The sequence below is a fragment of the Desulfosediminicola ganghwensis genome (genome assembly GCF_005116675.2).
Classification (GTDB): domain Bacteria; phylum Desulfobacterota; class Desulfobulbia; order Desulfobulbales; family Desulfocapsaceae; genus Desulfopila; species Desulfopila ganghwensis.
The window spans coordinates 496,049-521,015 of record NZ_CP050699.1; the positions used below are offsets into that span (position 1 = coordinate 496,049).

19 protein-coding genes and 1 pseudogene are annotated in these 24,967 nt (G+C 49.2%); 5 read left to right on the plus strand and 15 right to left on the minus strand.

The window, feature by feature from the left end; all coding sequences use genetic code 11:
- Positions 1 to 103: 103 nt before the first annotated feature.
- Together FCL45_RS02155 and FCL45_RS02160 are read right to left on the minus strand one after the other, a co-directional pair.
- The gene (locus FCL45_RS02155) at positions 104 to 1,387 is read right to left on the minus strand and encodes an acetyl-CoA C-acetyltransferase (RefSeq protein ID WP_136799307.1); all 1,284 of its coding nucleotides are present in this window, start codon (positions 1,385 to 1,387) and stop codon (positions 104 to 106) included.
- Between the two features lie 39 nt (positions 1,388 to 1,426).
- Positions 1,427 to 2,221, minus strand: a complete 795-nt coding sequence (locus tag FCL45_RS02160; protein WP_136799308.1) for an SDR family NAD(P)-dependent oxidoreductase — start codon at positions 2,219 to 2,221, stop codon at positions 1,427 to 1,429.
- Between the two features lie 233 nt (positions 2,222 to 2,454).
- Here FCL45_RS02160 and FCL45_RS02165 point away from each other — a divergent pair.
- Positions 2,455 to 4,032: pseudogene (locus tag FCL45_RS02165) on the plus strand (acyl CoA:acetate/3-ketoacid CoA transferase); the annotation flags it as partial.
- Positions 4,033 to 4,101: 69 nt separating this feature from the next.
- Here the strand turns inward: FCL45_RS02165 and FCL45_RS02170 are convergent.
- The 7 genes from FCL45_RS02170 to FCL45_RS02200 all read right to left on the minus strand — a co-directional run bounded on the left by FCL45_RS02170 (position 4,102) and on the right by FCL45_RS02200 (position 13,467).
- Complete coding sequence (locus FCL45_RS02170) at positions 4,102 to 5,478, minus strand: sigma-54 interaction domain-containing protein (protein ID WP_136799310.1); 1,377 nt, start codon at positions 5,476 to 5,478, stop codon at positions 4,102 to 4,104.
- Between the two features lie 307 nt (positions 5,479 to 5,785).
- A complete protein-coding gene (locus tag FCL45_RS02175; protein WP_136799311.1) occupies positions 5,786 to 7,129 on the minus strand; it encodes a TRAP transporter large permease in 1,344 nt (447 codons plus the stop codon).
- A 2-nt stretch (positions 7,130 to 7,131) separates the two neighbouring features.
- A complete protein-coding gene (locus tag FCL45_RS02180; protein WP_136799312.1) occupies positions 7,132 to 7,641 on the minus strand; it encodes a TRAP transporter small permease subunit in 510 nt (169 codons plus the stop codon).
- A gap of 189 nt (positions 7,642 to 7,830) precedes the next feature.
- Entirely contained in the window at positions 7,831 to 8,982 is a 1,152-nt protein-coding gene (locus FCL45_RS02185; RefSeq protein WP_136799313.1) for a TRAP transporter substrate-binding protein, read from the minus strand.
- A 1,219-nt stretch (positions 8,983 to 10,201) separates the two neighbouring features.
- Entirely contained in the window at positions 10,202 to 11,779 is a 1,578-nt protein-coding gene (locus FCL45_RS02190; protein ID WP_136799314.1) for an MBL fold metallo-hydrolase RNA specificity domain-containing protein, read from the minus strand.
- 61 nt (positions 11,780 to 11,840) lie between these two features.
- Positions 11,841 to 12,671, minus strand: coding sequence for a class I SAM-dependent methyltransferase (locus FCL45_RS02195; RefSeq protein WP_136799315.1), 831 nt, complete (start codon positions 12,669 to 12,671; stop codon positions 11,841 to 11,843).
- Positions 12,672 to 13,266: 595 nt separating this feature from the next.
- On the minus strand, positions 13,267 to 13,467 hold the full coding sequence (locus FCL45_RS02200; RefSeq protein WP_136799316.1) for a cold-shock protein: 201 nt from the start codon (positions 13,465 to 13,467) through the stop codon (positions 13,267 to 13,269).
- A gap of 214 nt (positions 13,468 to 13,681) precedes the next feature.
- On the opposite strand from FCL45_RS02200, the gene FCL45_RS02205 reads away from it, so the two are divergent.
- On the plus strand, positions 13,682 to 13,930 hold the full coding sequence (locus FCL45_RS02205) for a hypothetical protein (protein WP_136799317.1): 249 nt from the start codon (positions 13,682 to 13,684) through the stop codon (positions 13,928 to 13,930).
- 410 nt (positions 13,931 to 14,340) lie between these two features.
- Here FCL45_RS02205 and FCL45_RS02210 read toward each other — a convergent pair whose 3' ends face one another.
- Both FCL45_RS02210 and ilvB read right to left on the minus strand, forming a co-directional pair.
- Positions 14,341 to 14,640: an ACT domain-containing protein gene (locus tag FCL45_RS02210; protein WP_136799318.1), complete on the minus strand. Its 300-nt coding sequence runs from the start codon at positions 14,638 to 14,640 to the stop codon at positions 14,341 to 14,343.
- Entirely contained in the window at positions 14,621 to 16,309 is a 1,689-nt protein-coding gene (gene ilvB / locus FCL45_RS02215) for an acetolactate synthase large subunit (protein ID WP_136799319.1), read from the minus strand. Before ilvB ends, FCL45_RS02210 begins: the two co-directional genes overlap by 20 nt.
- Before the next feature lie 430 nt (positions 16,310 to 16,739).
- Here ilvB and FCL45_RS02220 point away from each other — a divergent pair, with 430 nt between their 5' ends.
- Positions 16,740 to 17,918 (plus strand): iron-containing alcohol dehydrogenase, encoded by a 1,179-nt coding sequence (locus FCL45_RS02220; RefSeq protein WP_136799320.1) that lies wholly within the window; start codon positions 16,740 to 16,742, stop codon positions 17,916 to 17,918.
- Positions 17,919 to 18,066: 148 nt separating this feature from the next.
- The gene (locus FCL45_RS02225; protein ID WP_136799321.1) at positions 18,067 to 20,487 is read left to right on the plus strand and encodes a PAS domain S-box protein; all 2,421 of its coding nucleotides are present in this window, start codon (positions 18,067 to 18,069) and stop codon (positions 20,485 to 20,487) included.
- A gap of 49 nt (positions 20,488 to 20,536) precedes the next feature.
- On the opposite strand, the gene FCL45_RS02230 is transcribed toward FCL45_RS02225, so the two are convergent.
- The 4 genes from FCL45_RS02230 to FCL45_RS02245 form a co-directional block, all read right to left on the minus strand.
- Positions 20,537 to 21,106 carry a flavodoxin family protein gene (locus FCL45_RS02230; protein WP_167495880.1) on the minus strand — a complete coding sequence of 190 codons (570 nt, stop codon included), beginning with the start codon at positions 21,104 to 21,106 and terminating at the stop codon, positions 20,537 to 20,539.
- Between the two features lie 81 nt (positions 21,107 to 21,187).
- On the minus strand, positions 21,188 to 21,991 hold the full coding sequence (thiD, locus tag FCL45_RS02235; protein WP_136799323.1) for a bifunctional hydroxymethylpyrimidine kinase/phosphomethylpyrimidine kinase: 804 nt from the start codon (positions 21,989 to 21,991) through the stop codon (positions 21,188 to 21,190).
- Between the two features lie 132 nt (positions 21,992 to 22,123).
- Complete coding sequence (locus tag FCL45_RS02240) at positions 22,124 to 23,335, minus strand: hypothetical protein (protein ID WP_136799324.1); 1,212 nt, start codon at positions 23,333 to 23,335, stop codon at positions 22,124 to 22,126.
- 104 nt (positions 23,336 to 23,439) lie between these two features.
- Positions 23,440 to 23,844, minus strand: a complete 405-nt coding sequence (locus FCL45_RS02245) for a DUF4332 domain-containing protein (RefSeq protein WP_136799325.1) — start codon at positions 23,842 to 23,844, stop codon at positions 23,440 to 23,442.
- A 209-nt stretch (positions 23,845 to 24,053) separates the two neighbouring features.
- Between FCL45_RS02245 and FCL45_RS02250 the strand changes: the two genes are divergently transcribed.
- Positions 24,054 to 24,965, plus strand: a complete 912-nt coding sequence (locus tag FCL45_RS02250; RefSeq protein WP_136799326.1) for a glycyl-radical enzyme activating protein — start codon at positions 24,054 to 24,056, stop codon at positions 24,963 to 24,965.
- Positions 24,966 to 24,967: the final 2 nt, after the last annotated feature.

Below are 24,967 nucleotides of genomic sequence, written 5' to 3' on the forward strand. Positions count from 1 at the left end.
AAGTCCTGAAGACAAATAGAAAAGAGGAAAGGGCCGCTCGCCCTCTCCTCTTTCGCTTAACCGTGCTGCTGTATGGTACCCTAAAATAGTTGCTGATGCTCTATCAACAGTTCTCCAATACCATGGCCATGCCCATACCACCACCGATACAGAGCGACGCCAGCCCGAGAGACTGATTTTTTCTCTTCATCTGGCCCATCAGAGTCACCAATATGCGGCTACCGGTACAACCAATGGGATGACCAAGAGAAATACCGCTGCCATAGACATTGGTCTTTTCAATATCACAGCCCAGCTCACGCATACAGGCCATGGCCTGCACGGCAAAGGCCTCGTTCAGCTCCAGGGAATCGAAATCTGAAATCGTCAGACCCTCCTTTGCCATCAGCTTACGAACGGCCGGAATAGGGCCGAGCCCCATATAGGCCGGATCAAGACCCGCTGTTGAATGTGCTTTGATCTTCACCAGTGGAGTCAACCCAAGCTCTTTGGCCTTATCGGCAGACATCAGCAGCAGCGCTGCCGCCGCATCATTGATGCCGGACGCATTACCAGCGGTTACTGTGCCATCCTTTATAAAAGCGGGACGAATCCTGCCCATTTTTTCTGCGCTGGTCTCCATGGGCCGCTCATCGACTTTGTAAATAACCGGGTCGCCTTTTCGCTGGGGAATGACAATCGGCACAATTTCATCTTCAAAGATGCCGGTCTTAATCGCCGCCATGGCCCGCTGATGACTCAGGGCACCGATCTCATCCTGTTCCTGGCGGCTGATGCCGTACTTGGCAGCGATATTTTCTGCCGTCATCCCCATGTGGTAACCGTAAAACGTTTCGTAAAGACCATCGAAAACCATCAGGTCAATCATCTTGCCGTCACCCATCCGCTGTCCCCAGCGAGCGGTGCCAAGACCATACGGCACCCTGCTCATGGATTCCATGCCGCCTGCCAGAATGACATCAGCGTCACCGCAACGAATGGCGTTGGTTGCCAGCGCCACCGACTCTATGCCGGAAGCACACAGCTTGTTCACGGTAGTTGCGCTGGTCTCTTTGGGGATACCGGCCCGGATCATGGCCTGCCGGCCGACATTCTGTCCCTGACCTGCACCAAGCACATTGCCCATGATGACCTGATCGATCTCAATGGACTGCAGCCCGGCATCATAATCGTCATACTGCTGCTCAAGTTCAATCTTCCCTGCACCAGCCAGAGGCTCTGGAGCAAATCTGCTACACTCTTCACTCGTGACTGGTCGAAGCCCAGCGGATTTCAGGGTTTCTTTCAGTACTGCCGCGCCAAGATCGACTACAGGTGTGTCTTTAAGGGTGCCGCTATAGGCACCAATTGCAGTTCGTTTACCACTCACAATTACAACGTCTTTCATTTCCAGCTCCTTTCAATTAAAGATCTGTTTGTACGTCGCCTACCCCTTCGATCCGAGCCGCAAACCACCGTGAATAAATACCGTTTCCCCAGCCATCGCCTCATTGACATATAACTCTCTTATCAATGACACGACCTCCTCCGGCTCTATCAACCTGCCAATCGGCACCTGCTCGATGATTTTACCGATAATTCGCTCGTCTATGCTTTTTACCATGGCTGTGCCCACATAACCAGGCGCTACTGCCATGCAACGAATTTTATCGGCCAGATTTCTCCTGAAAAATTCAGCAGTAAGCACTTTTGGCATCACCGCCATCGCCGCTTTGGACGATGAATAGTTGATCTGGCCTGCCGTGCCCAGAGAACCGGTGGAAGATACCAGACATACCAGACCTTTCGAGTTATGGTTCACCATCTGCTCAACACATTCACGAACCGTCAGAAACACCCCTGTAAGGTTTATATCTATGACCCTCTGAAACTTCTCGAGAGACATTTTGCCCACCACCTTACCCGTTTCCCGATCAGTTTTTATCATCAGGCCGTCTCCGGTGATTCCGGCAAAAGGAGCCACCAGATTAATCGCCCCAAAGCGCTCAATGGCAAACTCGGCAAGCCTGGTGTTATCTTCCTCTTGAGTGACATTGCAGATAATGGAGGCAACGCCGTCGCCGATCTCTTTTAACTCGCGTTCTGCCGCCTGAAGTGCCTCCTCCTGCACATCTGCTATAACAACCTTGCCGCCTTCTTTCAGCCAACCTTCAGCCAATGCCCTGCCAATCCCGCCACTCCCGCCGGTTATGACTGCAACGGAGTCTTTTACCTGAAGCATACGTCCCTCCTGTTCGATAGCTGTTGAACCTGCTTACATGTTTGTTTGTGGTCTGCTTTTTCTTTGTTATGCAACCTGCAAAGTCCACGCCACCCACTCCGTCTATCACCTCTACACTTTATGGGCATAGTTATTGCTCAGATTTATTTTGAACAACCTTGGCGCCCAATGGCCTCCAACGCAATGAAATGTAGATAAAATGAATTTATTACCGATAACATTCAGGTGAGATTATGAAGATGTCCCCGGATTATGATCCTCCAGTACTCAACAAAAACAAAGTTGTTTCCGCCGCTGAAGCCGTAACGGCAATTCAAGATGGAGATATGATAGCTACAGGCGGTTTTGTTGGTATCGGCTTTGCCGAACATCTCTGTATCGCACTCGAAGAACGGTTTCTTGCCACAGGCGCTCCCCGTAATCTCGGTATCATCTATGCCGCAGGCCAGGGGGACGGCAAATCCCGTGGCCTCAACCATCTTGGACACGAAGGGATGGTCGGCAAAGTCGTTGGCGGCCACTGGGGCCTGGTTCCAACCCTGCAAAAGCTCGCGGTCGAAAACAAGATCGTGGCCTACAATCTGCCCCAGGGCGTCATTTCCACGATGTTTCGTGATATTGCCGCAGGAAAACCCCGCACTATCAGCCACGTCGGTCTCGGTACTTTCGTTGACCCACGAAATGGCGGCGGCAAAATCAACACTACCACCACCGAGGATATCGTGGAACTCATGGAGTTCGATGGCGAAGAGTTTCTGGCATACAAAACCCAGCCGGTCAATATCGCCCTCATTCGTGGAACCACCGCCGACCAATCCGGCAACGTCACCATGGAAAAAGAGGCACTCACCTTAGAGGTTCTTGCCATCGCCATGGCGGCCCGTAATTCAGGCGGCAAGGTTATCGTACAGGTGGAGAGGGTTGCCGAAAACGGCTCGCTCAACCCGAGAGATGTCAAGATTCCTGGCATTCTTGTAGATTACGTAGTGGTTTCAGAACCGGAAAATCACTGGCAAACATTTGGTGAACAATACAATCCCGCCTATGCCAGCAAAGTAAAGGTTCCTGTGGAGTCATTGCCGCCAATGGAGATGGGACCAAGGAAAGTCATTGCCAGAAGAGCAGCGTTTGAGCTTCAGGCCGGCGACATTGTCAATCTCGGCATCGGCATGCCAGAAGGTGTCTCCGACGTGGTCAACGAAGAGGGATTACTCGACCAGATAGTCCTCACCGCAGAACCCGGCGTAATCGGTGGAATCCCTGCAGGGGGCCTCAGCTTCGGGGCGGCGGTCAACACCGAAGCATTGATAGACCAACCCTATCAGTTCGATTTCTACGACGGCGGTGGACTCGACATCACCTTTCTCGGCATGGCCCAGGCTGACGGGCTGGGGAATGTCAATGTCTCGAAATTTGGTACGAAACTGGCTGGTGCTGGCGGCTTTATCAACATCAGCCAAAATGCCAGCACGGTGGTATTTCTTGGCACCTTCACCGCCGGCGGTTTAAAGGTCGCAATCGAAAATGGCGAAATGCGAATCACCAATGAAGGAAAAGCCAGAAAATTCGTTCGGGGACAGGTTGAGCATGTCACCTTCAGCGGTGAATATGCCAGGAAGCGCGGCCAGAAAGTCCTCTACATCACAGAGCGCTGCGTTTTCGAACTTACCGATGCCGGTTTTGAACTCACCGAAATAGCACCTGGAATCGATCTGCAAAAAGATATTCTTGATCAGATGGATTTTGAGCCTGCCATGCGCAAGACTCCACGGCTGATGGACAACAGAATCTTCAACGATGCGCCAATGGGGTCCCAGCCAATGAGAGTTTAATCTGCTGACCTCCCATCCAATTCGCCGCTGAGCCCCCTTGCGCAATAGCTAACCAGGCGTGAGGGGGATACTATACTTGCGCGCCTTCTTGTAGAGTAAAGTCCGGTGAATTCCCAACATATCTGCAGCTTTCGCTTTATTATACGCAGTCATCTTCAAGGCGTCTACAATTGCACTCTTCTCAGCCCGGGCCACCACCTCTTTCAACAGTGAATGCTGAATTGTCGCGGACCCAATGGTATTTTTATGCAGATAAAGTGGAAGATCTGCCGGAGTAATCAACGACTCCTCACAGGTGGCCATCGTCCGTTCAACCACATTATGCAATTCCCTCGCATTACCCGGCCAATTATGCTTGAGGAGCAGTTCCTCTGCCTCGTTACTGAACCTGAGCCCGGCACCAGTCACTTCATCAAGGTTCTGCTCCAGCATGTGATGAGCAAGCAACAGGACATCCCTGCCGCGCTCACGCAGGGGTGGGATATGCAGCGGCACAACACTCAGGCGATAATAGAGATCAGCCCTGAATTCGCCTCGGTCCACCATCTCCTCAAGGTTTTGATTGCTCGCCGCGATCAGCCTGAAATCCGAGTGTATCATGCGGTTACTGCCAACCCGCTCAAACTCCTTCTCTTCCAGTACCCTCAACAGCTTGGGCTGCATTTCAAGCGGCAAATCGCCAATTTCATCCAGAAACAGAGTCCCGGTATCAGCCAACTCAAACTTACCGGCCTTGCCGGTCGGCCTGGCACCGGTAAAAGCACCCTTGCCATAACCAAACAGCTCAGATTCCATTAAATCTTTGGGGATTGCCGCACAATTCAGCCTGATAAAGGGTCTGCATTTCCTGAAGCTTTCACTGTGAACTGCCTGGGCGAAAAGCTCCTTACCGGTTCCTGATTCACCCGAAATCATAACAGAAAGATTTGTAGCCGCTGCCTTTAAGGCCTCTTTCTTCAATTGGATGATACCATCACTTTCACCAATTATAGAGTCAAACGTATACTTGGTGGAACGTAGAGAGTTCAGCTCCTTCTGATAAATACGAACCTTTGACTCCAGCTCCGAGAGTTTTTGCGCCAACTTGCCGACATCTCGGATATCCTTAAAGACAACCTGCCCGAAAACCGCAATTACCTTGCCGTTCTCCTTGATTGGAATACGCTGGACCAGCATATTCTGCCCCTTGATAGACTGGCTCTCGTTCATTTCAGCCTTACCGGTTCGCGCCACAATATGCATCCGCGTGTTTTCTACGACATCGGTAATATGCCTACCAATCTGGCCTTTAGGGTCTACCCCGAGAAAACGGCCATATGGCTCGTTGAAATGGGTTATGAGGCCGCCTGGATCAATAACTGCCGCACCACCGTGGATATGTTCGAAAATTCTCTCGAAAGCCTTCAATCTCTTCGTACAGTTCATAGACTCGCCCCAATTGCAAAATTCAACATCACCTGCCTGCTCAATACGTATCTGTATTGCTACATGTAGCCAATATGCTACTCCGAAGTTGGCTTTTTTTCACCATGAATTCGGCGATTTTACCAAAGAGCTGATAGCGATTTTAGTCGTTGTTGCGCTGCCCACCAGGCGATAATGAAAATTCCTGCCTTCACGGCGGTTGAACTCGTCATACCAAACACAAAAAAGGCCGCATCCCTGCACAGGATGCGGCCCTTCTCACATTCTCGCGTAATAGAATTACGCAGAGCAGGTTATCAATATTTCATCAACCCCCGAAAAATACCGATGGCAGCCAGGTAATAATACCCGGGAACACCGCCAGAATAAGCAAACCGATTATCTGCAGGAAAACAAACGGCATAATACCTCTGTAGATGTGGCCCATGGTATACCCCTCTGGTGCTACACCTTTAAAGTAGAAGAGGGCATAACCAAACGGCGGGGTAAGGAATGAGGTCTGCAGATTTACACAGAGCAATAGCGAGAACCAAAGGGGATCAAACTCCAGCTCCATGGCGATCGGCATAAAGATCGGCACGGTAACCAGCAGAATCGCCGCCCAGTCGATAAACATGCCCATCAAAAAGACTATGCCCATCATAATCAGCAACACTGCGTACCGGTTCATACCCGAACCGACCAGAACGTCTGCAACCACATCACCGCCACCCATGGAAAGGAAAACGGTGCTGAAAAATTTACCACCGATAAACAGCATCATAACCATTGCCGTGGTCGACATGGTGGCATGGGCAGAGTCCTTCATCACCTGCCAGCTGAACTTTTTATTGGCGATCGCCAGTATCAACGCACCAAAGGCACCAAGTGCAGCTGCCTCTGTAGGAGTCGCCACACCAGCCAGGATAGTACCCATAACAGCAAGAATCAGGGCCATCGGCGGAATGAGGGACTTCAGGGTCAGCAACATCTTCTGACCAGCCGTCCATTTAGAAGCCTCTTCTTTGGCAATAGGCGGACCAAGCTGAGGATTAATGGTACAACGCACCAGAATGTATGTGAAATAGAGCCCAGCCAACAGCAGGCCGGGAAAAATGGCTCCGGCAAACAAGTTACCGACCGATGTCTCTTTCAGTCCGGTCAGGCCACCGTAGACAACCATCATGATCGAGGGCGGGATCAAAATACCCAAGGTTCCAGCGGCGCAGATGATACCAGCCGACATCTCCTTCTGATACCCCTTTTTCATAAGGGCCGGTGTGGCAAGCAGGCCCATGGCTACAACTGAAGCGCCGATAATACCGGTAGTTGCTGCAAAAACAGTACACACCACGACCACCGCAAGCCCCAGACCGCCTTTTAAGCCGCCGAGTACGACGTACAACGTCTCAAACAGTTCATCGGCAACCTTGGAGCGATCGAGCAACTGAGCCATGAGTATGAACAGAGGGATGGCCACCAGAACATAATTGTTCATCAGCCCCCAGCAGTTGTTGGCAAACATGTCAAACAAGCCTGCAACATCAAACCCATTATCGATCAAACCAAATAAAGTGGCCACCGCCGCCAGGGTATAGGCAAGCGGATGCCCTAAAGTAATCGCAAGTATAAGTGTGGCAAACATGGCCACTGTAAGAATTTCCGGGCTCATGATTACCGCTCCTCACTTTTATCAAAGAAAACCTGCAAGTCTTTTATGAGGTTAGAGATACCCTGCAACAGTAAAAACAGAAAGCAGAGCGCCATAACAATTTTGTAAGGGTAGATCACCGGAGCCCAGCTGGTGGAATTTCTCTCAAGTCCCTCGATAGAGTACCAGGCGAACTTGCCAGACCAGATGGTCATACACGTCATCACCGGCAGGAAAAGTACTAAGGTTGTCAGGGCGCTGATCGCAGCCTGCACCTTCTTCGAAGCCAGTGAGGTGAAAATATCAACACGAACATGCCCGTTTTTCACATCGGTATAGGAAATACCGAACATATAGTGCATACCATACAAAAACGCTGTCACTTCAAAGCCCCAAGAGGTCGGTGTATTGAAGCCATAACGCATCAGCACTTCATAGAGAACAACGACCAGCAGGGGTATAATCAGCATCGATGTCAGTTCACCCTGTTTGGTGCTGAAGGTGTCGATGCCCCTGGAGATTTTTGAAAACATCACACTATCCTTTCTTGAAGTAGATCAACAGATTCTTCCGCTTCAACCAGATGCCCCTCCCCTTATCCAGAGGATAGAAGAGGGGCCATTCCCCTGACTGCTCGCAGTTTCCACCCTGTAGTTCTCATGAAAACTTCTGAGAATTACAGGGTACGATTCGATTGCGCCAGGATCGTCTGCGATACAATCTTACTCGTTGATCTGACCACTGATGTAGGTCTCATACGGCCAAGGAGTTGCACCACCGCGGGCCTCACGCCATATGGAGAATTCCTCAATGAATGCTTCCTGGCTATCCATGACCTTCTTCACGTCAGGATGCTTCTCTTTAACAGAGTCGATGTAGGTTTTTGCAACCTTACGGAATTCAATGAGAGTCTCTTTGTCCATCTTCACAATCTCAACTTTCTCAGAGAACCGCTTGATAGCTTCTGCGTTCAGGGAGTTTACCCAGTTGTATGACCACGCCTGGGTCTCCGCAGCTGCGATCTTCACAATCCACTTCAGATCGTCCGGCAGGCTTTCCCAGGCTTCCTGGTTAAAGAACAGGGCGCACTGGATTGCCGGCTGATGGACACCCGGCTGAATTGCGTATTTGGTGATCTCATCAAAACCCATTGGGTAGTTGATTGCCGGTGAAGAGAACTCTGCTGCATCAATAACACCACGCTCAAGCGCAAGGTAAACTTCACCACCCGGCAGCGGGGTAACGGAAGCGCCCAGGTTGTTCATGATATCCATGTACCAACCAGGAGTACGAAGACGCATGCCTTTAAAATCTTCCATCTTGGTCGCGCGCTTGTTGGAGAACAGCCCCATCTCCTGGCCGAGCTGACCGCCTGGAAGTGCGTAGAGCCCGAACTGACCGTAGATTTCCTGCATCATCTCGGTGCCGCCTTTCTCCTGCAGCCAGATGTTGTAACCCTCTGCATCAAGACCGAAAGGTACGGAAGCAAAAGCAACGAAAGCCTCGTTCTTGCCTTTCCAGTATCCTGGCCAATCGTGACCAACCTGGGCAGAACCTTTTGAAACGGCGTCAAAAGACTGCATTGCAGGAACAAGCTCTCCAGCGGAAAAAGGTTTGATATCCAGGCGACCGGCAGAGGCCAGGCGAACACTGTCGGCAAAGTGAACAGCGACATCATAAAAAAGAAGTCCTTTGGACCAAGGCATTACCATCTTCCAGCGAATCTTCTCGTCAGACGGCTTAAAATTCACCCGCTTTGCCACCTTATGGCGCTCATCAACCCCAAACTTTTCACGCTTTGCGGCATCTGCTGAACCCATAGTCAGGCCAACCGCCAAACATGCTGTCAATGCACCTGCAAATAACTTTTTCATGAAACAACTCCTCCTTACTGTTTGCTGTGTTGCCACCCTCCGGCCTTGCACCAGAACGCAGCCTCTCCAGACAGCCGCAGCCAACACGCCCATCATGATTATCTGAAGCAAGAAGTAGATGACCGCTACCCCTCCCTCATCAACTTGTCATTACACGCAGGAATTGTGCCAGAAATTCAACCGTTACAACTTACCCAGGGTTTCTCAGTCGTCCAAGGCATTCTGGGCGGAAACCAGGTTTCAACAAATACCCGTCTGTCTTAAATTCAAGAATGCTCTAGTCGAAATAACTCATCGAGAGCGCAGATATTATGCGAGTTTATCAACTCACGCAATCGGCCAATCAAGCGACAAGACTTACCCATGCTGTTGTTTTTGCATAATATATTTCAACTACCCGGTGTCGCTCGCAGGCCACTCCGGCAATAAACCAAGACTGTCCGAAATGTCAGACTTTAGACCAATCCGCATGTATCAAGTTTGCTATAGCTTTTCAGGTAATTATATTGGAATAGTCGCCACTTTCAGTTTCACTTCCATGCTCTCCGCTTGACACACAGCAGCCCCACACTGACACTTCCCCCCGATCACGTTTCCTGCACTCCCAAGACAGTCCACCCAATCCCCAGACCAACCTTCCTGGCTAACAATCCGCCAACAACGAACTACATCCCCATTTTCATGTCTCTTTTTCCGGACTCCAGGCCGCCTGAGACTTTCCTGGAGCGTTTTGCACAAACCACGCCCCCCCTTCATGTCGCCATGGATCATGGCCCCATTCACCCAAAAGACCACCCATGTCGATTGGTCTATCAAAGCGCCACCACAATGTATGAGTTACTCCCACCGCAGAAAGTTATCAGAAACCTTCAGGCATGCGCACCTCAACATTTTTATATCCACTGGGAGCGTATCGGAATATTGCATTTTTTTGCCAAATCGAGACATTTGGGAAAAAATAAGCGGAGCCATATAATTAATATTGCATGCATTATTTTTTTACAAATAACGAGGAGTTGGTCAAAAAGGGCTTAATCCGACAAGCTCCTGGGTCCAATTCGCTTTTTACGATGTAATAGCTTTATTTTTTTTTGAGATATTCGGGACAGGGTCGGTGCCCCCTGTGAGGGAGCTCCTGTTACAGACTATTGCCCGTAACAGGAGAAGCCTTCTGGCCAAGGCAGAGCAAGCCGGCCTGGCGCCGGTTTACTCTATATAATCAGGAGATATGAATTGTCTGACCCTGGTACGGTACCAGAACATCAAAGCCTTTATCGCTGAGAAAATCTCTGAAGCTGAAGGCCTGATCCTCCTCACCATGCACCAGGGCGATTTTTTTAATTTTCAAATTGGATTCAGTCAACACACGGTAAAGTTCCTCCCGATCCCCATGGGCACTGAACCCGCCGAGAGTAACCACATTTGCCTTCAACGGGTATTCCTTGTTATAGAAACGCACCATCGGTGGCAATCCTTTTCGCCCTCCTGACTCAAATTCCTCTGCCTTTTCCTGAATCTGCCGACCAAATGTATTGGTACCCATATACCCAACAATCAGGACTGTGTTGCGGTCGTTATGGATCTTATGCCGCAAGTGGTGCAGAATTCGGCCCCCTTCACACATACCGGAACCGGCTATGACAATATGTGAGCGGGTGTCTCTGTTCAAAGCCATCGACTCCTCCACCGTCTGCACAAACTTCAGGTGCTGGAAGTTGAATGGGTTCAAACCGTTTTCCAAAAATGTCTCATGGGTATCGTCATCATATGTTTCCGGATGTTCACCGAAAACATGCGTGATATTGGTAGCCAAAGGGCTATCGACATAAACCGGAACCCGCTGCACCTCTCCAGCCATATACAGCTCATGGAGGTAATAGATAATCTCCTGGGTTCTACCGAAGGCAAAGGCCGGGATCAGTACTGACCCGCCCCTGGCAAAAGTCTCCTGCAGCACCTTTTTGAGCATTGGTTTCATATCCTGAACAGGCTCATGCTGCCGATTCCCATAGGTGGACTCCATGATCAACAAGTCGATATCCTGATGTTCCCCGGCAAAATTCAACTCAGGATCGTTGATAATTGGTTTATTAAACCTGCCGATATCGCCAGAGAACATGATATTTTTTGTGGTGCTGCCGTTGCTCTTACTCAATACAACCATGGCAGAGCCCAATATATGGCCTGCGTCGTAAAAGGTACAACTCAGGTTGTCACCAATCACGGTGCTACTTTCATAGGGAACGCCATGAAAATGGCTGAGCGAATCCTCAGCATCTTCCATAGAATAAAGCGGTGTCACTACCTCCAACTGATGTTCATGGAGAAGATCTACAATTGCCTCACTATTCAGCCTGTGCTCCCCTTTCTTCAGCATAGCCTTGATCTCAGCCATCTCTTCCCTGGAGACTTTCGTTTTGCCACCAGTCTTGAGTTTGGCCATGAAGTTTCTTGCAGTCTTGTAATTCAGGTAGGAAGCATCACCTTCCTGAATTTTGGCCGAATCGCGCAGCAAATATTCACAGGCACTGGCAGTTGCCCTGGTACAGAAAACCCCACCGGCAAAACCTTCTTTCACCACCATCGGAATTCTTCCGGAATGATCAAGATGAGCATGGGAGAGCACTAAATTTGTGATACCCTTCGGGTCTACCGCAAGAACCCGGTTTTTAGCTTCCGCCTCTTTACGTTTACCCTGGAAGAGCCCGCAATCCAGAACAATTCTGTCATTGCCGGTGTCGACAGTATGAAATGAGCCGGTTACTTCTCGAGTTGCACCATGGAATGTAACGTACATAAAACACTTCTCCTCATCTGGATTATGGCCTTATTCTCAGGAAAACTATAATTACATTTAATTACCGGATAACTGCATCGACACAGATACGAAAGGTCCGGGGAGCGCAATGCCCGCACCTGGTCACTCCTCTCTCAAGCACCTGCCTGCCTGCACGGATACAGCAATCATTTACTTTATATTGAGATTCCTTAAAATTATCTGACTTCTGCATGTCATAGTAATGCAGAGTACCATTTTCTTTTAAAACACTGACCGCCATATCCAGAAAGTCGTGCCCTCTTGTCGGTAACGGCATGACGATACGATCAAAACGTTTATCTAGCGAGGGCACTATCTCAGCCACATCACCGCAGTAGAGTTTTACATTTTTTATTTTCCGGTTTAATTTTAAATTTTTTACCGCGTAATTATGTGCTTCAGGATTTTTTTCAATCCCCACAATCTCTTGAGCACAGCTATTGCCCCCTATTACCAGCGGGTAAGGTGCTATTCCAGAAAACAGCACCAGCACGTTTTCACCCTCACGGACAAGATTTGCAATACGCTTGCGTTCTGTCCCGCTGCGCACAGAAAAATACACGCGCTCAGGGTTTACCTGAAGGCGTATTCCGAACTCTTTATGCTCAGTCTCCTTACGATTCTCACCTGCGAGTATCTCCAATCCTATCGTGCGATATTCACCGCCATATATACCAACTCGCTTGGCCACAACTTTAATACGTTTATTATTTCGTAGTATTGTCTCACCAATAAGATGCTCTTTACCAATCAACCGATCCGGTATGATGATCATGGCAATATCACCAATAACATCATACGAGCGAACCAAACAATCCAACTCGTCAGGTGATAAGGAATCTTGAAGTAAAGTCTTCAGGTTAACAGCCATGGTTCTCCATCTTTCAACTCGAATTTCTTACCAGTTCAGCAAGCATTAGGTGCAAAGCTTTATAATAAATCATAGTTGCCTGTATTAACGAACGAAATATTGAAGAAGATGACGCTGGATGGACTGTGCTCCAAGGCTATTTCTCCCCGGACATTATCCCAAAGTATTTATTGCAAGTAACCCTGAGGGGAGCACTTTTCGGAAACCCGGAGGAATCAGGCAACAGCTTATGCTACTGATATAAAATTGCAATACAGTATAACTTAACCCGGCTATGATGTCGTGTCACTCCCGACTCCTTCCACTTGAGCCCTCACCTGTTTCAAGCTGGGGATGGTGGTTAGCAAATTCCTTTATGCCAGCAAGTGCACACCAGATATTCTGCCGGGACAGTGTATAAATCAGCAACCCGGTAAACCATATATACTTGTATATCCTGTTTCCATATCAGTCGGTTGCTTCCAGTCCTCTTTATGGAGAAAAAACAAAAAAGCGCCTTGAGATGATAAAAACATCCCAAGGCGCCTTCAGTACCACCTGCAACATTATGAGCAATAATTACTCGAAAATTCGAATAACAAACTGAAAGACTATTCTAAACTTTCAACACATTCTCAGCAGTTAACCCTTTCGGGCCTTCAACGATCTCAAATGATACAGGCTCACCTTCTTTCAGGGACTTGAAGCCTTCTTCCTGAATTGCCGAATAGTGAACAAATATGTCTTTTTGGCCTTCCTGCTCGATAAACCCATACCCCTTCGCATCATTAAACCATTTAACTTTTCCTTCAGCCATAACCTTAACTCCTCTTTAAATAGATCAAATTCATATCGCATAGCTCCATTTTTGTGTTATACCCGTATGGTTATCAAAAGACAATGACTATCTTAACTATTTATACATACGACATATTATTTTTTTTCTATCATAGTTTTTGAGCAAGTGTTTCCTAACGCTTCAGGTCATTTTCCTTTTCACTATTTTTTCATGAATATTTAGCGGCCAATCATTGCAGGTAAACCTGGGCATCAACCGCAACTGGGAAGGAACGGAAAACAACCTGTTTCACCGCGGTATCGCCAGTGACGACAGGGAAATGGTTGATGAGTACCAGAAAGATATTCGACATGGTGTAAGAACGTTCCTCTCCCTTGTTCGGCAACTCGGCTTTACCCTGGTCAATTTCTGCTACCGAACGGAAGCTGCAACCGTTTCCCTGCGGCGGCTGCCTGGATTATGTTTTTATCAACGCCGGTGACGGTCATACCTACCCATACGGTTACAGAGGGGATAATGACTTAGGCGATCATCGCCAGGCCGAGCCTCAACTCAACGATAAAAGAGGGTGTGATCTTTGTGACTGGGAGTGCTTACGAGATCCTGCAAAATTTTTGCACGCAATGACCAATCCACTCCCCTGGCAACACGCTATCGTAGAGAGAGAATTCTATAAACTCTGGCTAAAAGACCTACGATATTACCAGGCCTGTGACCTCTTTAACGGAAGAGTCGGTTTTAAAGAGTATAAACTCAATAAATATGCGAGGAAGCATATCAAAACAATCCCGCTCTGATTTGCCTGAACATAAAGCAACCCCCTGGACCAGAACCTGCTCAGGCCAGGCGCCTGATATTCAGGCACCAGCCATCGCTCCAAAGAGATACTTTTCAAACGAAACCATACAGCCCTTCGAAGACAGGATGATCACCGTCCGCAGTGCTCACCTCCTGGACATCCGGCAATTTCTGGATCTGCTTTACCACCTGCTCCAGTCTATCCATCTCATCCACCTTCAGCCAGATCCTGCTATGGTCCCCCAGGCCAATGGGCACGCACGCGATTGCCTCGAGATTATACGCCCGCCTGGCAAAGAGGCTGCAGATATGGGACATCACTCCGGGATGGTTGTTGACTTCCAGCTGCAAAATTACTGTATTGGTATTTTCTTTAAGCGATCTGCTTGGCATAGGATCCTCCAATCATGGAAATATTTGCAGCTCCCGGAGGAACAATTGGGTACACCTCTTCCTCTTTGCCTATAGGTGCATTGACCAGACACGGGCCCGGCTCATTGAGGGCTGCCTCGAGAACATCCTCCAATTTGCCGTCAATGCCCACATCATAGGCCCGCATACCAAATCCCCTGGCAATGGTGGCAAAATTAATATCTATCTGGAAGTCTGAGGCGAAATGATGTTGTGAATAAAACAATCCCTGCTGCTGACGCACCAGCCCCAGGGAGTTATTGTTCATTACAATAACCGTAACATTCAGCTGCTGTTCAACCGCCGTGGCCAGTTCCTGAATATTCATCTGCAAGCTGCCGTCACCAGAAAAACAGACCACTCGCTTTTCCGGATTGGCCAGGGCCGCTCCGATCGCCGTCGGCAAACCAAAACCCATGGTGCCCAAGCCTCCGGAAGTGAGCAATTGCCGCGGTCGCGCAAACGGATAGACCTGTGCAGTCCACATCTGGTGTTTGCCTACATCGGTGGCGATAATTGCGTCATCTCCCAACCTCCTGGCAACCTCCAGGATAATCCCGTACGGCTTTTCAGGAATAATCTTTTCAGCATTGGTCATGGGGTAGGCGTTTTGCAGAACCCGTACCCTGTTCAACCAGCGGGAGCGCCTGTTTGACCCGATAAGGGGGAGAAGGGCCTCAAGAGTGGCCTTCACATCTCCGACCAAGCCGATATTGGCTGTTTTCAGCTTATTCACTTCGCTGGGGTCGATATCCATGTGAATGATGCGGGCATTCGGACAGAACTCAACAAGCTTTCCGGTTGCACGGTCATCGAAGCGGGCACCGGCGGCAATGAACAGATCACATTCCTGCAGAATCATGTTGGTTGATCGAGCCGCATGCATGCCAAGCATCCCCAGGGAAAGCTGGGCATCAGCCGGCATTGCCCCAAGCCCCATCAGGGTCATAGCTGTTGGAATTTTAGCATGTTCTGCCAGTTGCATCGCCGCTTCGGCAGCGTCCGCGTGAATGACACCGCCGCCCAGACAGAGAACCGGCCTTTTCGCTGCATTGATAAGTTTAGCAGCCAGCCTGAGAGCTCCTTCAGGAACAGCGGTGGCGTCTTCGGACTGTCCCGGCTTGACCCACCTGGCAAAGGAAACCTGCTCCTGCTGTACATCTTTCGGGACATCAATCAATACCGGTCCCGGTCGTCCCGAAGTTGCCAGCCTGAAAGCCTCCGGAATCACATGCAGCAACTCCTGGGCCGAACGGACCATGAAATTATGTTTGGTTATGGGGATCGACATGCCGTAGGTATCGACCTCCTGGAATGCGTCTGTTCCGATCAGGGATGTCGGAACCTGACCAGTGATACAGACCACAGGGATTGAATCCAGGTAAGCATCTGCGATTGCGGTCATAATATTGGTCGCTCCAGGGCCGGAGGTGGCAAAACAGACAGCGGCCTCTCCAGTGGACCGGGCCATGCCCTGGGCCATAAATCCCGCCCCCTGTTCATGGCGTGCCAGGACATGGCGAATTTTTCTTCTGGAATAGAGGGCATCGTATAACGGCAGATTGGCGCCCCCCGGAATACCGGAAACTGTTGTTATCCCCTGTCTCTCCAACAGACGAATGATTAACTCCGCTCCATTCATGGTTTGCATTGGTGGGTTCTCCTTGTTCTGTGTCGGCGCTTGCGGCGAGGCCAAAAAAAAACCCCCGCCGGCTTGCGCCGACAGGGGTTTAAGTTACTATTTCTACTTATTTATTCCCGTTACGGCGCTGCGCCCTCCACTTTACGCACCACGACCACCACACTCACAAGAATAAGTGCTAGAGCGAGAACAGAAACTGCGTTTACGCTGTTGGTGAAGTGGTTCATCCGTAAAAAGTCCGTAACAAGATTTAAACTCAAATGCTATTGATAGTATTCCCGTTTATCAAAATTCAATAAAGCCGTCAAGAAATAAAAATTACCCTGCACCTTGAATTTAAATAATTTTTCTTTGCCTGTACTCCACCTTTTCATTACTTTGTTTGGTGTTTTGCACACTGTTGTTTTTTATCTTCAACCACCCCTCAAAGGAGTCACCCATGATTCAATCATTCAATTTCAAATCAACTCCATCCCTGATATTCGGGGCCGGCAAGATCATGGAACTCCCCAACCTCCTGGGACAATTCGGCAAAAGATTACTGATCGTGGCAGGCGGCTCTTCTTTCACCTCAGGACCCGTCTGGCCGACACTGGAGATGACACTTATGCAAAACGGATTCTCCCTTGCCCTCTGCAGGATAGACAATGAACCAACCCCGGCAGATATCGACCAGATATCCGACCAATACAGAGAGGAAAACATCGATGCCGTTATTGCCATTGGTGGCGGCAGCGTTCTGGACACAGGCAAGGCGGTCTCTGCCATGCTTGCCGAAAACGGATCAGTCGCAGATTTCCTTGAGGGAGTCGGTACCAGAAAACCAAGCGGCCTAAAAGTGCCGTTTATCGCGGTACCGACCACCTCCGGTACCGGCAGTGAGGCAACCAGCAATGCTGTTATCTGCAGTGTCGGTCCTGAGGGGTTCAAAAAATCTTTGCGGCACGATAAATTCATCCCTGACCTTGCGCTGCTTGACCCGCAGCTTACGATTTCATGCCCAAGAGAACTCACCATCTCCTGTGGCATGGACACCTTTTCCCAGCTTGTCGAAGCGTATCTTTCCACCAATGCGTCTCCCATTACCGATGCCCTGGCACTTACCGGAATTCGCACCGTTATACAATCACTTCCCCAGGCAATAGCAGACGGCAATAACCTGGAGGCACGCAGTGACCTTTGCTATGGCTCCTATCTTTCAGGAATTGTGCTTGCCAATGCCGGGCTTGGTACCGTACATGGGTTTGCTTCAGCGCTTGGCGGATATTTTCCGATTCCCCATGGAATTGTCTGCGGCACGTTGATGGCAGCTGCCAACATGTCTGCCCTTGAGCAATTGCTTACAGAGCCTGAGTCGCAACCCACAGCCATCGCGCTCTCCAAATACGCAGCTTTAGGCAGAATGATCAAAGAGGAGACAACTTCGCAAGTAGAGGACGCCAGGGCGTTCATCAGCTATCTGGTAAATCTCACGGAATCGTTACATCTGCCAAAGCTGTCTTCGTTTTCCATATCATATGAAGATCTGGAAAAGGTTGTCGCCACATCCTCAAATAAATATAACCCGGTGCAATTCACCGATGAACAACTGCTTCAGATACTCAGGGCCCGGCTATAATCTTCGCTCGATATATGGTATTTCAGGTTGCTATTACTACTAAGGGTAGCAATTTCAGTCGTTCATAAGTATGTTAGAGCATTTGTCAGACCATATAGAAATACAGCCTGTTAGCTTTGTTCATTGTTTGAGATGATAAGGAGAAAACATGCTTGACACATCCCAACAGACGCCTCAGCCCACACAAGCTGTGGAGCACATCAACGGCCACTACAAAAAACTATTGGACATGACCATCCTCCCCATGATGGTCAGTGACCTTGCCCAGGGAGTTATTCTTTACATAAACAACGCCGCGGCAAAGATGTTGCAAATTTGCCCGAAAGATGCAGTGGGACTGCCTGTCACCAGGTTCTGGGCCGCGCCCGAGAAACGAAAACATTTTGTTGCAGAACTTCAACATTCAAACAAGGTTCATGATTTTGAAACTGAACTCAAATCCACCAATGCGATCAATAAAAATGTTAGCATTTCCGCAACACTTGTTGAGCTAGGCGAATCAGTTGCCATTGCTTCAACTCTTCGGGATATTACTGCTCAGAAGATGGCTGACGACGCCCTGAAAAAGAGTGAAGAGAAATATTTCGAACTTTACAACCTGATACGGTTAATGGCGGATACCGCCCCAGACATGATCTGGGCTAAAGATACGGACAATAAATATCTGTTCGCCAACAAAGCTATCTGCGACGACCTGCTGAAATGCACACACACCCACGCGCCTCATGGAAAGACAGACATTTATTTCGCCAAAAGAGAAAGAGAACGTGGCCACATCCACACCTTCGGTGAAAAATGTATTAATTCCGATGACGTCGTCAAATCCACCAGGGAATCAGCCCGTTTCCTCGAAGATGGCTATATACGTGGAAAATATATCATGCTGGATGTCAATAAAGCCCCCATGTTCGACCTGGAAGGTAACGTCATCGGCACTGTTGGAACAGGGAGAAATGTCACCCAGGAAAAAAAGGAGCAGGAAAAGAGACAACTGGCGGAAAAACGCTATCGTCTGCTTGCTGAAAACGTTCGTGACGTTATCTGGACGATGAATGAGAGTCTTGAATTTGATTACGTAACCCCTTCGATCAAGGAGGCGACCGGCTTCACCCCGGAAGAGTTTGTTAACGCCCCCATTGGCTCCCTGTTTCCCCGAAAATCTCATTACTTTTTCCCCGCCTTCACCCGCCACTACAAAAGCATAATCCGTCAGCATTTAGCTCGAAACAAGCAGCAATACTGGGAATTTGAAATGAACCATAAAGACGGTTCCTCGTTTTGGATCGAAACAGTAACTTCGGCCATTTTCGATGAAAAAAACCGTTTTCGTGGTGTTATTGGTGTAAGCCGCGATGTCACCTCCAGGGTTGAAACTCAAAAAGAGCTTGAACGAGCCAAGGAGCAGGCACTTGCAGCAAGCACGGCAAAATCTGAATTTCTTGCTAACATGAGCCACGAAATTCGCACACCGATGAATGGTATTCTCGGCATGTTGCAGCTACTGAGCAATACTAATCTCGATCAGGCCCAGGTAGACTACGTCACCACCGCCAGCCATTCCGGGTCCAACCTTTTGCAGCTGATCACTGACATATTGGATTTTTCGAAAATCGAAGCTGGGAAAGTTGAACTGGCGCCGGGCTGTTTCAACATCAAGGACCTGTTGCAATCTATTACCTACTCATTTGAAAACCAGATTGACCACACAAACGTCGATCTTCGCCTTCTCCTCTCACCGGATGTACCCGATTTCATAATTGCCGACAAATCAAGGCTGCAGCAGATTCTCTTCAACCTGATTGGCAACTCGGTCAAGTTTACCCATAATGGAAAAATCCACCTGCACGTAAGCGCAAGTCCGGCTCCTCAAAAAGATGATGAGAATCTCACTGAAGTTACCTTTGTCATCGAAGATAGCGGTATTGGCATTCCGTTCCATCTGCAAGACCAGCTTTTTGAACCTTTTGTTCAAGCCGATGGTTCGTTTCGCCGCAAATACAGCGGTACCGGGTTGGGCTTGAGTATCGTCAAGAGACTGGTAGAATTGATGGGTGGTACAGTTGAACTCAGATCAAAAGAAAAATCCGGTACAACAATAGTTTTTTCAATTATTGCTCAACGGTCAATTACTGATCGAAGCCCCTCTCCCCCCCAACATCAATCCCTTGAAGAGTGCTTTAGCAACACCAGTATAATGGTGGTGGAAGACGAGCGGATAAACGCCATGGTCATAACCGGCATGTTACGTAACCTCGGTTGCTCAGTCAGCCTGGCCCAAAATGGTTGTGAAGCGATACGACTGCTTGAACACGAGTCTTTCGACTGTATCCTGATGGATATTCAAATGCCGGAGATGGATGGTGTGGAAACCGCCGCCAAGATTCGGGGCCTGAAAACTGAAAACGCTGAAGTCATACCAATCATTGCGGTAACTGCCCATGCAATGAAGGGGGATCGAGAAAAATTTTTAGAGGCCGGGATGGACGAATATCTCACCAAGCCGGTTGATACTAAAGCCTTGAGCCAAACCCTGCAAAAGGTGCTGTGCGAGGCTCACAGCAGTCAGTAGCCTTCCTGAGAAGGTTCCGCTGATAAGCCTCTTCGAAATCGGACAACTATCAGATAGTGCCGGAGCAGATATTTTCACCAAAATTTCTGGCACGGGTAAGTTCGTCCTCCTCACCTTTGACCGCGCCGCGGTCGTCTACACCGCGAACCAGCAGGGATTCACCGCACTCCATGTCCATGGCGTCGAGCGAATACCGTACCATCAGTTCGCTGCTTTCAAAAAGCTTCTGGCCCCTGGTCGCAGCCGTAGCCAGCAAATATCCGCGTCGCCCTTCATTCTCCCTGAACCGCTGCTTGAGGTTGTAGCGGCGTGACCAGCGCGCCTGCATACGATCGATAAATATTTTGGTCTGGGCAGAGAGCGAATAGAAATAAATCGGACTTACGATCAACAGCCTGTCAGCCCGATCCACCTGTTCATAGACATCCACCATTTCATCCTTGATCACGCAGACACCGGTCTTGTCGCACCCCCCGCATCCCTGGCAGGGACGAATGGCCAGATCATTCAAGCGAATATACTCCACCGAGCCTCCAGTACTCTCAAACCCTTCTGCCACAGCCTTGGCCAGAATCTCACTGTTTCCATTTCTTCGGGGGCTCCCTAATACTATGACCATATGCATAGACACCTCACGTTATCTTCAAGAAGATTCTTAGGTTGAGTTCCACTGGACATTACTCTCAAACTGCTCTTCCGGTTACTTCCAAACCTGGTGGAAATGGTGGACAGGACCATGACCTTGCCCTAGAGAGTACTCTGCGCCTTTGGTTATTGCACCGTGCAAATAGCCCTCCGCCCTGTTGACCGCTTCGGCAAGCTCAAAGCCCCTGCCCCAGAAAGAGGCAATGGCAGATGAGAGAGTACAACCGGTGCCATGGGTGTTTTTGGTTTCAAGCCTCTTCTGCCGATACCTGCTTTCCACGTCACCGTCCACCAGCACATCTTCCAGATACTCGTCAGTCAGATGACCGGCTTTAAGCAGGACAGCAAGGTCGTGCCTTTCAGCGAGTTCACGGGCGACACTTTCCAGAGATTCAGCACCATTGATACTCTTGCCGGAGATAAGCTGGGCTTCAGGTATGTTCGGGGTAATCAACTGTACTGCAGGAAAGAGTACTTCCTTGAGAGCGGCAATTGCATCATCCTCTATGAGTTTATGGCCGCTGGTGGCCACCATGACCGGGTCCAGCACCACTTTCATACACTTATATTCTTTGAGAATGGCTGCCACGCACTCGATAACCTCCGTAGAATGGAGCATGCCTATTTTTATGGCGTCAACGCCTATATCATCCAGCACCGCCCGCAATTGCGCCTCCAGAAACGGTGTGGCGACCGGATATATATCAGTCACGCCCAGTGTATTTTGTGCGGTCAGGGCAGTGATTGCGCTCATACCATAGCAACCACAGGCAGAGAAAGTTTTCAGGTCCGCCTGAATTCCAGCGCCACCACCACTGTCTGAACCGGCAATCGTCAGTAATCTCGTATATTTTTCCATAGTCCCACAATAGAAGTTATTTTTCAGGATGTTTTTCCCGAAAACTGTACATGAGGCACCAGGCCAATACAAGATTTATGGTGAATATCGCAATATGATAGAAAGCCTAAGCGAAGCACATTATGAGGAACCTTAATCCTTGAGCAGCATGCCTTTTTCCAGGCCACCTGCACCCACCCGTAAAACCGCCTGCCACCCATTCTCCTTGGCGATTGCTTCACTGTCAGTACCAACAATCACCTGGCAGCTTTTCCCAAGCGTCTGTAACCATTTGGTCAGATTGCCGGTTTCATAGCGCTCCCCCCGCCATTTAGTCAAATCGAGCAGCAGCAGTGGTTTTCGCCCGTGCGTGACCAGTGATAACAGACAGGAAATATAGAGATACTTCTGCAAAGAACGTAGCGTAGAATCACTCTCACCCCAGTACACCTCAAACCGGTCCCGCTCCAGGACGAGTTGCGGTCTCGCCGTTAGCTCGCGAAACTGTTCCTCAGATTCCAGCAACGCCGTAGTTCCCGCCAGGGATTCTCTCGCCTCAAAAAGCAGCCCTGCTCCTCCCTGCTGGAGATCAATATTAGCTCTTTTCAGTAAACATGCTGCCGCGCCAATCTGCTCTTCTGATTGCAACGACCATGATTTACCCTCAAAATGGTTGCAGCCGATCGCCAGGGTCGGGGGAAGCCATTTTTCAACATGCTGCCGCGCCCTATCAAACCGTCCGGCGAGATTGACCCTTTGAAGACAGTTCTCATAGACACTGCTTTCTTCATCACTCAAATCAGAGATCGTATTATTAAGCCAGTTGAGCCAATTGCGGCAATTAGCGGCCAAGTCACCCTTCAACCTGTCAGTGCCCTGCAGGTCGTCCATGAACGAACATCTCTCCTGGTCCTCACGGGATTTCACCAGCGTTCTCAATTGTTGAAAGCCTTCCTTGACATCACTCCAGCGACCGGAAGCCGAAATCTCTACAAATGTAATCCACCGACTATAATCAAGTCTTCGGCCCACCTCGATCCTGTCTGTCTCGAAAAGCGATTCATCAAGCTCCGCGAGTTCACGCACCAAATCGGGAACAGCTGAATATACCATCATTACAGCTGTTTTCTTCTCAGGGATCACTTTTCTTCCATATGAGCCCTGCTGCCAGACTTTCGGATGGGAGAGAAACGGCTTTTTCTCTCTTATATCGTAAGGTGGGTTCAGGGCCTGAAGCGCTGAAAAAAGCGGGGAGATGCTCTTTCCTTCAGGATCATAAATGACGGTGGTTTCTCTTCCCGGTACAAACCAGCCACTGTCATGCACTCCTTCAACACACCGAGCCTTGGCCTGAATGAGACGCATCACAACCCTCCGGATTTTATTTCTGTGACTTTGCCTGGCTTATTCTTCCGCTAACGACCTAAAGAGAAAGGGGACAGAATTTGCCCCCTTTATAACGGATAAAGTCAGTGTGACACCACTTTGGGCAGGTCCTGAGCCCTGCCAACCCACTTGCGCACCTGCTTCAAGTATGGCATCGAACGAACCAGATGCTTGGCATCGTTAATTTCCTGCAGTTTTAAAAACAGATGCTCAGGGTTACGCTGGGCGAGTTCCGGTACGCTGTCTATCCCGGCATTCTCCAGAAGATCGGCATATTGGGAACCTACACCTTTTACACGAAACAGATCGGCACGATTGACCCAGTCGAGAATCATCTTTTCACTGACCTTTGCTCTTGCCGCAATTTCCTTTCTTCCCTTCCTGGTCGCGCCGACTTCAAGGAGAGCCTCAACTGTTTTCACACCGGCTTTCTCCAGTTTATCACTATATTTTTCGCCAATACCCTCAATGGATGAAATTCTTGCCATAATAATCCACCTCTACAAATGTATTATATTTGAGCGTATGAGTACTGCAGTGTACTTCCCTGAAACGTCCTGTGATAAAAGGACTTTTACTAGTCCAAAGCTATGTATCTGTGTGATAATGTCAAGTTGTCAATGATATTTATTACCAACGAATAGCGGATGCATACAAAACATTTGCCCACTTTGACCATTTGCTGTTATGTAGCGGTATGAACTCGCTTAAACCACTTATATTTTCTATAAAACGTTACGCGCTCCACGACGGACCGAATATCAGGACCACAGTCTTTTTCAAGGGTTGTCCACTCAGCTGTTTCTGGTGCCATAATCCTGAAGGAATCTCTGCCCGGAGCGAAGTTGTCTTTATCCCAGACAAGTGTATCGGTTGCCGGGAGTGTATTGCAGCTTGCCCGCAAAACGCACTCTCTGTTACCCAATCCGGACTCGTGCGGGATCAGAAACTGTGCAGCAACTGTTTTGAATGTGTGGAAATCTGTCCCTCCCTCGCCCAGGAAGCCGTTGGCTACACCAGTTCGGTTCAGCAGATAATGGCCGAAATCGAAAAAGATCTGCCTTTCTTCGACCAGTCTGGTGGCGGTGTCACCTTTTCCGGTGGCGAACCGCTGATGCAAAAAGACGCTCTGATGACACTCCTGGAGCGGTGCGGTGAAAAAGGGATTCACAGGGCAATTGATACCACCGGCTTTGCCCCTACCCCACACCTGCTCGATGTTGCCGAACACACCGAGATGTTCCTTTTTGACCTGAAGCATATGGACCCCTACCTGCACCGGGAATTCACCGGTGTGCCCAATGAACTGATTCTCTCCAACCTTGAGCGGATTTCCAGGCTGCCGGTGGATATCCGTATCAGGATCCCTTTGCTGAAGGGAATTAACGACAGTGACGAAAACATACGAGCCACCGCAGAATTTATTGCAAGCCTTGGTCGCATTCGTCGGGTTGACCTGCTTGCCTATCACCATTTCGCCAGCAGCAAATATCTAAAACTCGGCAACAGCTATCACGCCGCAGAAAGTAACGTCCCCGACACGCTCACCCTCGCCCGAGTAAAAAACACCCTGCAGAATTATGGACTTGATGTCCATTTAGGAGGATAGAA

Excerpts from the sequence above, each read along its gene's own strand:
- FCL45_RS02185 (WP_136799313.1), bottom strand. The coding sequence starts at position 8,982 with ATGAAAAAGTTATTTGCAGGTGCATTGACAGCATGTTTGGCGGTTGGC.
- FCL45_RS02175 (WP_136799311.1), bottom strand. The coding sequence starts at position 7,129 with ATGAGCCCGGAAATTCTTACAGTGGCCATGTTTGCCACACTTATACTT.
- FCL45_RS02155 (WP_136799307.1), bottom strand. The coding sequence starts at position 1,387 with ATGAAAGACGTTGTAATTGTGAGTGGTAAACGAACTGCAATTGGTGCC.
- FCL45_RS02160 (WP_136799308.1), bottom strand. The coding sequence starts at position 2,221 with ATGCTTCAGGTAAAAGACTCCGTTGCAGTCATAACCGGCGGGAGTGGC.
- ilvB (WP_136799319.1), bottom strand. The coding sequence starts at position 16,309 with ATGCAAACCATGAATGGAGCGGAGTTAATCATTCGTCTGTTGGAGAGA.
- FCL45_RS02240 (WP_136799324.1), bottom strand. The coding sequence starts at position 23,335 with ATGCGTCTCATTCAGGCCAAGGCTCGGTGTGTTGAAGGAGTGCATGAC.
- FCL45_RS02230 (WP_167495880.1), bottom strand. The coding sequence starts at position 21,106 with ATGGTCATAGTATTAGGGAGCCCCCGAAGAAATGGAAACAGTGAGATT.
- FCL45_RS02225 (WP_136799321.1), top strand. The coding sequence starts at position 18,067 with ATGCTTGACACATCCCAACAGACGCCTCAGCCCACACAAGCTGTGGAG.
- thiD (WP_136799323.1), bottom strand. The coding sequence starts at position 21,991 with ATGGAAAAATATACGAGATTACTGACGATTGCCGGTTCAGACAGTGGT.
- FCL45_RS02170 (WP_136799310.1), bottom strand. The coding sequence starts at position 5,478 with ATGAACTGTACGAAGAGATTGAAGGCTTTCGAGAGAATTTTCGAACAT.
- FCL45_RS02210 (WP_136799318.1), bottom strand. The coding sequence starts at position 14,640 with ATGCCAAGCAGATCGCTTAAAGAAAATACCAATACAGTAATTTTGCAG.
- FCL45_RS02220 (WP_136799320.1), top strand. The coding sequence starts at position 16,740 with ATGATTCAATCATTCAATTTCAAATCAACTCCATCCCTGATATTCGGG.
- FCL45_RS02200 (WP_136799316.1), bottom strand. The coding sequence starts at position 13,467 with ATGGCTGAAGGAAAAGTTAAATGGTTTAATGATGCGAAGGGGTATGGG.
- FCL45_RS02250 (WP_136799326.1), top strand. The coding sequence starts at position 24,054 with ATGAACTCGCTTAAACCACTTATATTTTCTATAAAACGTTACGCGCTC.
- FCL45_RS02190 (WP_136799314.1), bottom strand. The coding sequence starts at position 11,779 with ATGTACGTTACATTCCATGGTGCAACTCGAGAAGTAACCGGCTCATTT.
- FCL45_RS02180 (WP_136799312.1), bottom strand. The coding sequence starts at position 7,641 with ATGTTTTCAAAAATCTCCAGGGGCATCGACACCTTCAGCACCAAACAG.
- FCL45_RS02245 (WP_136799325.1), bottom strand. The coding sequence starts at position 23,844 with ATGGCAAGAATTTCATCCATTGAGGGTATTGGCGAAAAATATAGTGAT.
- FCL45_RS02195 (WP_136799315.1), bottom strand. The coding sequence starts at position 12,671 with ATGGCTGTTAACCTGAAGACTTTACTTCAAGATTCCTTATCACCTGAC.